This window comes from Mammaliicoccus sp. D-M19 (assembly GCF_022386695.1).
GTDB classification, from domain to species: Bacteria; Bacillota; Bacilli; order Staphylococcales; family Staphylococcaceae; genus Mammaliicoccus; species Mammaliicoccus sciuri.
On the sequence record NZ_JAJNHW010000007.1, the window covers coordinates 93116 to 105548 of the forward strand.

Consider the following 12433-nt stretch of genomic DNA (forward strand, 5'->3'; position numbering starts at 1 on the left):
GGGCTATTAAAATGAATAGAGAACACATTCTGAAATATTATGAGTCACAGGGATATCTAAAGAATGAAACATTATTTGAAACGCTATATGAACAAGTCCAAAAAAACCCTAATAATCTCGCGGTGATTGATAAAAATCATAGATTAAGTTATCAAGAGTTGCTTGATAAAGTCAAAGATTGTGCAGCATTATTGGATGATTTAGGTCTAGAAAGCGGTCATCGTATAATCATACAGCTCCCAAATAGCATAGAATTTATGATTGTACTCTTTGCTTCAAATATGTTGAATTTAGAGCCTATACTGATGATGCCTATGCTTAGAGAATCAGAAATTATTGCGATAGCCAATCAATTACAACCAAAAGCATATGTCGGTTCTTCAAATTATTTAGGATTTAATTATTGTAAAATGGTTGCAGATAATTTGGAGTCTATCCCTTCTATAACAACAATTATTGGAGACACGGAAGAGCGATATGACAATGTTAAATATATTAATATTAATAGAGAAAGAAATATGGGAGATATAAAAGTTGAAATCCATAAGTCACATAATGGTCGTAATGTAGGTGTCTTCTTGCTATCAGGAGGTACAACCTCAAACCCTAAAATAATCCCAAAAATTAATGAGGCTTATGTCTATAATATAAAAAAAGCTGCCGAGCGATGTCAGTTTAACGAAGCCACTATATACTTAGCAGTACTTTCTGTTGCACATGATTACGCTTTAGCTAATCCAGGTGTATTAGGTGTACTTTTTAATGGGGGAACTGTTGTTTTATCCCATACAAATGGTTTTGATGAGGCTTTTAAATTAATAGAACAAGAAAAAGTGAATACAACTTCTATTGTACCTGCTATTGCATCGGTATGGCTAGAAAATCATAATTGGTTTCCTGCAGACTTATATTCGTTAAACCACATAATTATGGGGGCAGCAAAGATAGATTATGATACTTTACTAAAACTAGAGAATGAATTAAATGTAACAATTCAACAAGGCTATGGACTTGGGGAAGGGATTACTTGTTTTACTAAACTGAATGATTCTGTGGAAATTAGATTAGGAACTCAAGGTCAACCTATTTCAGAAGGTGATGAAATTAAAATTTTAAATGAAGATGGAAGTATTCAACCTAATTATAAGGTTGGAGAAATAGCGGAAAAAGGTCCTTATACATTCTTGGGTTACTATGACAATGAAGAATTGAATAAAAAAGTATTCTCTGAAGATAATTATTTTTTAACTGGAGATCTTGGTTATATAGATGGAAATGGAAACTTGATTATGTCGGGTAGAGTTGACGAGCAGATTAATAGAAAAGGTGAAAATATTGTCCCTGCAGAAATTGAATCGATTTTGAGGAGACATCCATTAATAGATAATTGTGCCGTATTTGGTATGACTGACCAAAGTCTGGGTGAAAAAGTATGTGCATGTATTGAAGCAAGTGGTATACAAATTACTCATCAAGAAATACTAAATCATTTTGAAACACAAGGCATAGCTAGATATAAAGTGCCTGATGAAATTTATTTTTTAGAAGAATTACCCTACGCAAATATTGGTAAAATCGATAAGAAAAAAATAATTAAGATAGTTAGTGGGTGCTCGTAATGTTGTCTAAAAATTTAACTCAAGAAGATATCAAAGAAGAATTAAAACAAGATATATCATATATGTTAAAAGGTAACATATTCATAGATGATCAGACATCGCTTATTAAATTTGGCTTAGAATCACTAGATATAATGAAAATATTAGCTAAATGGATGAAAGCTGGTTACAAAGTCTCCTTTTCAAGTTTTATTGACAATCCTACTTTAGAGAAATGGAGTATATTATTATTTGAAAATCGCCCTACTATCTCTAAGGAAATCAAAAAGCCTAATGTTAATTTTAAAGAGCCATTTGATTTAACAGATGTTCAATATGCATATTGGATAGGTAGAAAAGAAACAGAAACATTAGGTGGTGTCGGCTGTCATGGATATGTTGAAATTGATACACAACTTCTGGATTTAGAAAAATTAAATAAAGCATGGTTAAAGATATTCGAAATTCATCCTATGTTAAAAGCAAAATTTACTGAAAGTGGACAGCAGCAAGTATTAGATGAACCATTTCATAAAGAAGTAATTGTACATAATTTCTCTCAATATGAAGATAAAGGAAAAAGTCTAGAAACTTTTCGAAATGAAACTTCTCACCGATTGATGCGTGTAGATTTAGGAGAAGTCGTATGCTTACAGTATATAATTATTAATGATGATACAGCTAGATTATGTTTTGATATTGATTTATTAGTCTGTGATGTGCATAGCTTTAAAATGATATTAAGTGATTTAGCTACTTATTATAATGATATAAATAGCCAACATGGACATGAAGAATCATGGAACTTTGCAGAGTACTTAGCCTATAAACAACAAAGTGATCAAGCGCAAAAAGAAAAGGATGAAGCTTATTGGTTAAGTCAATTACAAAAGATGCCTGATGCACCGCATTTGCCAGTTATAAAACCTCTTAATCAAGTTGTACAGCCTAAGTTTAATAGACGTTCAACAATAGTTACACCAAATCAGCTTGAGTTAATGAAGAAAATTGGAAAACAATATGGTGTCACATTACCTATGATACTTTTAACACTTTATGCAAGAACTATTGCAAAGTGGAGTAATAACAAAAGGTTTTTATTAAATTTGCCTATTTTTGATAGAGATTCAAGTATAGATATTCAACATGTAGTTGCAGATTTTACAAATCTTTTATTGCTTGACATCGATATGTCTCAAACTAAGAGTTTAGCTGAAAATATGATGGAGCTGCAAAATAATTTTCACGAAAGAATGAAGCACATTTCGTATTCAGGTATCCGAGTAATGAGAGATTTACAAAAGCAAAGAGGTAAATCATTTATGTCTCCTGTTGTCTTTTCTAGTAATCTTGGTGATGCTCTTGTAGATGAGAATTTCATCCAAACATTTGGTGATATATCTTATATGATTTCTCAAACACCGCAAGCGTACCTAGATTTCCAAGTATTTAATAAAGATGGTGGATTATATATTGTTTGGGACAGTATAGACGAACTTTTTCCAGATGGATTAGTTGATGATATGTTTGAATATTTTAAAGAAGAACTAATACTTTGTCAGAGTTCAATTGCTAAGATATACACACATAAAACTCAAAATGAATTACGGCGAGAACAAGAGAGGCAAGCATTTAAGGTTAGTAATAATTATAAGCAAACCATACCTCAAAAATTTATTGAAATAGCTCAACTATATCCTCAAAAATGTGCCCTTATCAATGGTTTGACGAATGAAGTTGTGAGTTATCAAGAACTTCTTGAGTTAGTAAATCACATTGCAGGATACTTACAACACAAAGGCGTCCAACCAGGAAATAGTGTAGCGATTAAATTACCGAAAGGACCAGAATACGTTGCTTCCATGATAGCGGTTATGTTAATGGGATGTAGTTATATTCCAATTGGTCCTCACCAACCTTACAAGAGAATAGAACAAATTTTAAATCACTCTGATATTACACATTTGATTATACAAAACGAAATATCCAGCAATTTTGAAAATAAACAGCAATTTATCATTAGTATTGAAGAGGCAATAAGATATGAAAATGAAGTGCTGCCACCAGCTCAGAATGTTTCTGACTTAGCTTATATAATATTTACATCTGGGTCAACTGGGAAACCAAAAGGTGTGAAAATCACCCACCATCAGGTATTGAATACAATTGAGGCAGTTCAATATAAATGTCAGATGGATAGTAAAGATATAGTGATGAATGTTTCCCAATTTGATTTTGATCTTTCAGTATTTGATATTTTTGGTCCCCTAATGATAGGAGCTAGTATGTGCTATGTTGAGGATCAGTATTGGCGAGATAGTCAAAAGTGGTTGGAAGTATTGAAAAAGCATCCTATAACTATATGGAATTCAGTGCCAACCTTAATGCAAATGTTACTCACTGAAATGAAGCATAAATCAATAAATCAACATTCGCTTAGATATGCGTTACTCTCAGGTGATTGGATTGATGGTGAATTGCCTACTCATATTCTAGAAGTATTTCCGAATAGTAAAGTATTAGCTATGGGAGGTGCCACAGAAGCATCTATATGGTCTAATTTTATCGAACTTGAGAGACCTGCACCGACACATTGGCATACAATTCCATATGGAAAACCTCTTCCTAACCAAATTTACAGAATTGTTAATGCTCAAGGCAAAGATGCAAATGATTATGAAGATGGAGAACTTTGGATTGGTGGAGCAGGAGTGGCTGAGGGATATTTTAATCAACCAACATTAACAAGAGAGCAATTTGTGAATGAAGATGGGGTGAGATGGTATAAAACAGGAGATAAAGGTCGTTTTTGGAGAGACGATACAATAGAATTTTTAGGAAGACTAGATAATCAAGTCTCATTAAGAGGACATCGTATCGAATTAGGTGAGATAGATTCTGCTATTAAACGCGTCAGAGGCATCGATCAATCTGCTTCAATAATTAAAGATTTTGGAGGTCAAAAACAAATTATAAGTTTTGTGACATTTGATGCAGACCAATTACAACAAAATCCTTATATCAAAAAGATTAAAAGTTTTAAATCATTTGATGCATATCGATTCATGAATAATATACCATTTAACTATTACTTTCATGAATCTATAATCAATACCATAAATCAATTGACTAAAGCTTGTATAGAACGAGTACTTTTACATCTCGAAAAATCTAAAGTGATACCAGGATACCAACTATTAGTAAAAAAATGGGAAGAATTGAATGGAAAAATCTCGATTAATGATGGAGAAAGAGTGTCACAAGATAGAACTTTAAAGGAAGAACTGTCCAATATAATTAAGTTATTTGAAAGATACATGCTTGATATTGTTTATGGTTATAAACGACCGAATGAATTATTAATAGATAAAGATTTTCCTGGAATATCTAGACTGATAGAAGTGGTAGAAGCAGGTCGATGGGCAAATCAAATATTAAATTCAGTTTATAAACATATAATGCAGAATGAAATGTCTAATAAATCTATTCTTGTATATGGTACCCAAAGTTTGAATGGTGTAAAAGAGAATATAAAGAATAAAGCACATAAATGGACTTATATTGATTCGAGCTTATATTACATTAATAAAGAACAAGAAATACCTAAAGAGGTTTCCTGTTATGTGGATAATTTAGAACTTAAAAATATACCTGAAGATGTAACTTTTGATGTAATAATTTTAAATAATGAGTTGCATCGTGTAAGTAATCCAAAAGCTACATTAAAACAGTTAGAGAAAAAATTAAATCCAGGTGGCTTTTTACTTGTTACTGAACTCACTGAACCTTTATCAATGCAATATATTACAACTGCTCTGTTGGATAAAGTAGAAACAGAAAAAGATTTAAATCCATTATTAAGTCACGATACCTGGGTTTCAATTTTTAAGCAAAGTGAGTTCCATTTACGTAATATGTATACAGATCAAAATGAATTAGGTTCAGCATATTTATATGTTTTACAAAAAAGTACAGCATATCAATTTAATGAGGAGAGTATTAAAACATTCTTATCTGACACATTACCTTATTATATGATTCCTTCTCAAATTCAAACTTTAGCAGATATACCGATTACAGCTAATGGTAAAGTGGATCGAAAAAAACTGTTAGCTTATGATAATAAACAAAGTCAAGATAAAAATTCAGATATTGCAACATCACAAGTAATGACCTCTTATGAATGTAAACTAAGTCAGCTATGGGAGAATCAATTACACCAATTACCGGAACCAGATGATGACTATTTTAAACTTGGTGGGGATTCATTGCTCGCTACTCAATTAAGAAATGATATTAAGCAAACATTTGGTGTGACTATTGAGTTAGAAGATGTTTTTAAATTTTCTAAATTAAAAGATATGGCTAATATCATTGAAAAATCAGGACAGAGAGCTATCAGGCATCAATTACCTGATGTGAAAGATAATTCACCTTATGATAAGTTCTCGCTAACTGAAGTACAACAAGCCTATATTTTAGGTAGAAGTGGTGCATTTGAATTTGGTGACGTCTCAAGTCATTGTTATTTTGAACTAGAAACAGAACATTTAGATGTTAATTTATTAGAATCTGCTTGGAATAAATTGATACAGAAACATTTAAGTCTTAGAACGGTTATATGTGAAGACCAACTTTCACAAAAGGTATTAAAAGAAGTTAATTTTTACAATATTGAATATATTGATTTGAGACAAATTAATAATGGGGAACGACAGGCACTCAAAATGAGGGATCAATTGGAACATCAAAACTTTAATCCTTATAAATGGCCATCTTTCGAAATAAAATATTTAGATTTATCATCACAGAAAGGTCGAATATGTGTAAGTTTTGATAATTTGTTTTTTGACGGATTTAGCATGTTTCAATTATTCAAAGAATGGAGATATTTGTATGAGCATCCACATACGAGTCTGACGTCAAATCAAACAACATTTAAATCTTATGTAGAATCATTTGAACAGTATAAGAAGACAGTAAATTACTTACAAGATTTGGAGTACTGGGAAAATAAAATTCCATCTATATTTAATAAACCAGATTTAAATATTAATCACTCACCTACTTCTCATCGCTTTAAACGGAATAGTAATAAACTAAGTGCTGATGAATGGGCTAAAATTAAAGAGAAATCTAAATATTATGGTTTGACCCCTTCAGGAGTATTATTGACAGTATATGCAGAAATACTTGCACGATGGAGTAAATCACAGCAATTTACAATTAATCTTACGCGTTTTGATCGTCTTCCATTTAATGAAGCGGTACAAAATATCATAGGAGATTTCACTACTTTAACTTTATTAAGTGTTGATATGACTAAAGGTGATTCATTTATTGATCGAGCTAAGCGATTACAAGAAGAATTATGGGAGTGTATGTCTCATTCAAGTGTAAGTGGTATCACAGTACAACGATTAATGAACAAAAACAATAAAAATCATATGACTATGCCTATTGTCTTTACAAGTGGATTAGGGATTAATGGTAAAAGTACTGATGCAATAGGTAGGGTACAATATGGTTTATCTCAAACGCCTCAAGTTTGGATGGATTTACAAGTTTTTGAAGATGAAACAGGTTTGAATATTGCCTTAGATAGCATAAAAGATTTATTTGAGCAAGGTATGGTTGACGAGATGTTTAAGGGATATATACAAACATTAAGAGATTTAAGTAAAACTACTGATATATGGGAAAATGAACATACAAATATTATAGAGAGTTCATCTAATACTTTGATTTACCAAATTAATCAGACTGAAGTTCCAGATTATAAAGGTCACACTCTATTAGAAGGATTTAGCCACCAGGTTGATAGGTATCCTAATCAAATTGCAATTATTGATAAATATCAAACATATTCTTACAAAGAAGTGAATCTCTATGCTAATGGTTTAGCTCAACAATTAAAAACAGCAGGAATACAAAAAGGTGATATTATTGCAATTCTATCTGAACAAACATTTGAGCAAATTATTGCAGCAATCGCTATATTTAAGGTAGGAGCTATTTATACACCTTTAGCAAGAAACAATCCAGCTTCTCGAAATATAAAAATAATGAAGCAAGCAGGTGTGAAATGTATAATCACAAGTAAATCATATAGCGAGGATGAATATACAGGAGTTTTAATTATTCAATTTGAAGGTACACAATTAGAATATTTTGATGATACCCAAAATGACAAAAAAGAATTAGCTTATATTATCTATACTTCAGGTACTACTGGTACTCCGAAAGGAGTTGCGATTAAACATGAATCAGCGATGAATACAATTTTAGATATAAATGACAGATTAAAAATTACAGCTGATGATAGAGCAATTATGCTATCACAAATGACATTTGATTTGTCGGTATATGACATTTTTGGCATGTTCCAAGCAGGGGGTGGAGTGTTTATAGTTGATGAAGTAGATCGTATCAATCCCGAAGTAATAACTTATTATGTTAAACAATACTCAATTACATTGTGGAATACAGTTCCATCTTTATTCAAATTATTTATACAATATTTAGAAAAACATCCACAAAAAGATTTAACGATAAATAAAGTATTATTGAGTGGTGACTGGATTCCAAAAGATTTGTATAAGGATGCTAAGAAAATAATTAATTCTAATATTCAATTTTATGGATTAGGTGGTGCAACTGAAGCTTCGATTTGGTCTAATATATTTGATTTATCAACACTAAAAGAATCTGACGTATCTGTTCCTTATGGAAAACCTTTAGCTAATCAACGTATGTATATTTTAAATGAACAATTAGATCTATGTCCAATTGGAGTAATAGGAAATCTGTATATTGCAGGAGAAGGTTTAGCGGATTGTTATTGGAACGATGAAACTAAAACAAGACAATCATTCTTTTATCATTCGGAATTAAAGCAAAGACTTTATAGTACAGGTGACCTAGCAATGTATAGAAATGATGGACAGATTATCTTTAAGGGGCGTGAAGACGGCCAAGTCAAGATAAATGGCTATAGAATCGAACTTGGAGAAATAGAACAAAATTTAAAACAAACCTCATATATCCAAGATGCAGTTGTGCTTATTGATAAACAACTTATTGTAGCTTATGTTGCTTCTGAAAATGTAGAATATCAAACTATCGAATCTGATTTAAAAAAATCCTTACCAGCCTATATGGTGCCGAAAATATATTTTCAAACTGATGAGTTCCCTCTCACGCAAAATGGGAAAGTAGATCGTAATAAGTTACTCAATGAAGTTAGATTCGATAAAGAGGGTGTATCAGAAAGAGAATGGAATAGTTTAGATAGACAACTTCAAAATTTAATGAAGGAAATACTTGAAGTAGATACGATTGAATTAAATGATGATTTCTTCCTACTAGGAGGAGATTCATTAAAAGCAATACAGTTTATCCAGTTAGTAAAAGAAAAACTATTAATAGAATTATCACTAAAAGAACTCTTCGAAATATCTCAATTAGACAAATTGTCGAAATATATTGAGGAAACATACCAAAATAATGTAGAAGAAGGGGAAATATAAAATGCTTAAGAATGATTATATGACATTTCCATTTTTAGATGATAAGCAATTAAATCATAGAAAAAAGCTGTTTTGTTTCAGTTTTGCTGGGGGTTCTGCTACCAAATATTATAGCTGGTTAGAAGAAATTCATAATGTAGCTGTTATTCCGATAGAATTACCAGGCAAACATGCTCGTATGAATGAACCACTTGAGTCTTCTTTAAACCATTTAATAGAAACGTTAGCCAGAGAGATTGCTAATATCACATCTCCAAGTGATGAAATTAACCTATATGGACACAGTTTTGGTGCGTTGCTTGCATTTTATGTGACTCATTTATTAGAAAGTAAGCATAAGAAAAGTGTTAAAAATTTAATTGTTGCTGGGAGACATAGTGTGACGTTCGAAAAAGAACGTCACTACTATTCTACACAGGGTGATACGGCTCTAAAAAGAGAACTATTACGACAAAGAGCTACCCCAGAAGAGATTCTTGAGTCAGAAGCTTTTCAAGACTTATTTCTACCAATGATAAAAAACGATTATAAATTGGATGAGCAACATAAATATCATGGTGAAATTATAAAGGCGGATATTATTGCTCATGCTGGTGATGAGGATGTAGATGCGACTCAAAAAGATATGTTGAAATGGAAAGAAGTGACTAAGGGTAAATTCAGTTTTGACTTGTTTCATGGAACCCATTTTTTCCCTTTTGATTTATCTGCTAGTTATTGTAGATGCTTAGATAAAATTTTTATAAGGAGGAAGGGGGAACTAAATGAATTCTGAAGTACTTACAATTATGAAGAATATACAGGGTTTTTCTTTATCAGTATTGTTATACACTGCTTGTGAAATAAGATTATTCGACAATATAGATGAGCAAAAACAAACAAAATCTAGTTTAGCTCAATCTTTAAAAATTCCACAAGATAAATTAAATCTTATTGTTACACCTTTAATAGCCAAGCGATTTATTAAAGAAAAAGCAGGATACTTGTACTTAACTGAATTAGGTGACTATTTAACAGAAAGAAATTCAAAAGACTCTTTGTTACCTTATGTATTATTTACTGGGCGTATTGTTATGCCAACTTGGTTAGGTTTAACAGATGGTCTGACTTCAAATCAATCTCCATACGAAGTGTTACATAAGCAACCCTTTTTTGAACATTTGAGTGAGAATGAAAAGTCATTAGAGACTTTCACAAACATGATGGATAGCTATACACGAAGCCATGATTTAGAGGAATGGTTTAAGCATTTCTCTCCTGAAATTCCACTATCATTTGTAGATATCGGAGGTGGTAGAGGAGAATTGATGTTAAAAATACTAAATTATTTCATTAATTCAAAAGGGGTTGTATTAGATCTGAATTCTGCAGAAGAAGAAACTACTGCATTGATGAGAGGAAATGATGTTTCTGACCGTCTTAAGTTTAAAACACAAAACTTTTTTGATAGTTATGAGATAAAAGGCGATATATTTATTTTATCTAAAGTTTTACATGATTGGCAAGATGAGCAAGCTACAAATATTCTTAATAATATAAAAGGAAATATGAAACCTAATAGTCGAATATGGATAATAGAAGAGCTTTTACCGGTTGAAAATGATAACAATGTTTATGATAAATATATGGATGCTCTAAACATATGGATATTATGTGGAGGGGTCGAACGAAGTTATCATGATTTTGAAAAATTATTAGAAAAAAGTGGATTGAAAATAGAACGAACATATCATATTAATGGTACTTTATATTTGTTAGATATTAGTAGTATTACTACGGAAGGTATAATTTAAAATATAAATATAGAAAAAACAAAATAAATAGTGTGAAGAAGCATAAAAAAAGCCGATTAGTACATCTATATACCTCAAAAAAGATTATTCTTAATTTAAAAATCAATGATTTTTTAAATTTTTGATGTTAATGTTCCTATTTTATAACAATAAAACTGAGTCAAAAAAGGACCAGTTGAAAAAAGAAAAGAGTGAGTAAAATGAAGAAAAAAATGAATACGAAAGATTATATTTTTGCCGGTGCTTTTGCTGCAATATATATCGTAATCTTAGTGGCCACTGGCATGCTTTTTGGTCTTAATCCGGTTACGTTCTTATTAACACCTTTAATAGCTGGCATTATTTTAGGACCAGTATTTATACTTTATATTTCTAAAGTTCCTAAGAGAGGTGCTGTATTTATTTTAGCTATATTATCAGGATTGACATTGTCATCTACTACTATTGCACCTTTATTTATTGCTATTATCGCAGGTATATTAGCTGAAGTTGTATTAAATGATAGAAGTAAATATACTAAGCTCAAAAATATAGTCGCTTATAGTATCTTTAATATTATTGTAGTTGGTCCTTTTACAATGCTATTATTTGCTCGGGATCAATTTATGAAGTCTTCAGAATATTATTATGGAAAAGATTATGTTGAACAATTTTCTGCACTTACACCAAATTGGATTATCCTCGTAATAGTTGCTCTTGCTATTATTGGCGGTATCATTGGAGCAATTATAGGTAATAAATTAAATAAAAAACATTTTGTGAAGGCCGGGATTGTATGAATATGATGAACACTGTAAATGTGCCATTGTATTTTAAAAAAGATGCTTTCATAGATATTTCACCTATTACAAAAATTATCGTTTTTATTATTTCATCTATAATAATGATGCGAAGTGGATCGATGTTGGGAGAATGTGTTGTAGGGGGACTAACAGCATTATTTTTATTGAATACTAAAGAAATGATGAAGTGTTATCTGTTTGTCATGATATTCTTTGGGACGATTGCTATAGAAGGAATTGCTGAATTATTTCATTTAAGTCAAAACTTTTCTTTTGTTTTTATAATATTTAATGTTGTAAGAGTATTTATACCAGCGATTGCAATGTTTTATATTTTAGCAGAAAAAACAACTGCTAGTGAATATTTGGCAATGTTTAAAACCTTACATATTCCAGATGCTTTTGCAGTCGCTTTTGTAGTAATGTTACGTTTTATTCCAACATTATTAGAGCATTTAAAGAATATACGACAAGCATTGGTTTTTAGAAATATTAATATCGGTCCAATTTACTTTTTGAAACATCCAATCTTAACCATAGAACGATTGATAGTTCCGATGTTGATTTCATCCGGTAAAGTGATGGAAGAACTCTCGGCAGCTGCAATGACACGTGGATTAGATGTCGGAAGAAAGCGAACGACCATCATCAAATTTCGACTAAATATTGTAGATTACCTTGTGATATTTATAGCTATTGCACTCGTCATTATTTTTAAAGGGGGATGACTG

Annotated in this window: 6 protein-coding genes; all 6 read left to right on the forward strand. The window is 31.0% G+C overall.

Features of this window, described 5'->3' with window-relative positions; genetic code table 11:
* Nucleotides 1–11 precede the first annotated feature (11 nt).
* The 6 genes from LQ675_RS12260 (at nt 12) to LQ675_RS12285 (ending at nt 12430) form a co-directional block, all read left to right on the forward strand.
* Nucleotides 12–1619, forward strand: coding sequence for an AMP-binding protein (locus LQ675_RS12260; RefSeq protein ID WP_239727688.1), 1608 nt, complete (start codon nt 12–14; stop codon nt 1617–1619).
* A gap of 2 nt (nt 1620–1621) precedes the next feature.
* A complete protein-coding gene (locus LQ675_RS12265; RefSeq protein ID WP_239732944.1) occupies nt 1622–9127 on the forward strand; it encodes a non-ribosomal peptide synthetase in 7506 nt (2501 codons plus the stop codon).
* A gap of 1 nt (nt 9128) precedes the next feature.
* Nucleotides 9129–9902, forward strand: a complete 774-nt coding sequence (locus LQ675_RS12270) for a thioesterase II family protein (protein WP_239727712.1) — start codon at nt 9129–9131, stop codon at nt 9900–9902.
* Nucleotides 9892–10920, forward strand: a complete 1029-nt coding sequence (locus LQ675_RS12275) for a methyltransferase (protein WP_239727714.1) — start codon at nt 9892–9894, stop codon at nt 10918–10920. The genes LQ675_RS12270 and LQ675_RS12275 overlap by 11 nt, the downstream gene beginning before the upstream one ends.
* Nucleotides 10921–11120: 200 nt before the next feature.
* A complete protein-coding gene (locus tag LQ675_RS12280) occupies nt 11121–11699 on the forward strand; it encodes an MptD family putative ECF transporter S component (protein ID WP_106417290.1) in 579 nt (192 codons plus the stop codon).
* 2 nt (nt 11700–11701) lie between these two features.
* Nucleotides 11702–12430 (forward strand): energy-coupling factor transporter transmembrane component T, encoded by a 729-nt coding sequence (locus LQ675_RS12285; RefSeq protein ID WP_078355427.1) that lies wholly within the window; start codon nt 11702–11704, stop codon nt 12428–12430.
* Nucleotides 12431–12433 lie beyond the last annotated feature (3 nt).